Source organism: Clostridium sp. CF012 (assembly GCF_018861755.1).
In the GTDB taxonomy this organism is placed as follows: domain Bacteria; phylum Bacillota; class Clostridia; order Clostridiales; family Clostridiaceae; genus Clostridium_AD.
On the sequence record NZ_JAHLEF010000155.1, the window covers coordinates 1 to 507 of the forward strand.

General features: G+C 35.5%; 2 rRNA genes. Both read left to right on the plus strand.

Features of this window, described 5'->3' with window-relative positions:
- Nucleotides 1–75 (plus strand): 16S ribosomal RNA (locus KPL50_RS26835); the annotation flags it as partial.
- 317 nt (nucleotides 76–392) lie between these two features.
- Nucleotides 393–507: ribosomal RNA gene (locus tag KPL50_RS26840) — 23S ribosomal RNA — on the plus strand; the annotation flags it as partial.

The window sequence follows — 507 nt, forward strand, 5'->3', positions numbered from 1 at the left end:
AAGGTGGGATTGATGATTGGGGTGAAGTCGTAACAAGGTAGCCGTAGGAGAACCTGCGGCTGGATCACCTCCTTTCTAGGGAGTAGATGCAAAGACTTCGGTCAATGCAAATAGAAGAATAATTAATTTTATTTTTCAAAACATCTACTGTAATTACTCGTAACCTATTCTCTGTTTAATTTTGAGAGACTAATTTTAGTTAACTCTTTGAGTTAGCTAAAAATTTATTCTTTCTAAAAATGTTCTTTGAAAATTGCACAGTGAAATTAAAGTTGTTTAAAGAAGTTAAAACCACGTAAGTGGTGTAAATGGATTTAATACAATTTCGCAAAATGAATTAAAACGTTTATGTAAATAGACGAAATTATCTATGTAAATAGATAATAGTTAAAGGTTAAGCTACAAAGGGCGCATGGCGAATGCCTTGGCACTAGGAGCCGAAGAAGGACGCGTTAAGCTGCGATAAGCTTTGGGTAGGCGCAAATAGCCTGTGATCCAAAGATTTCC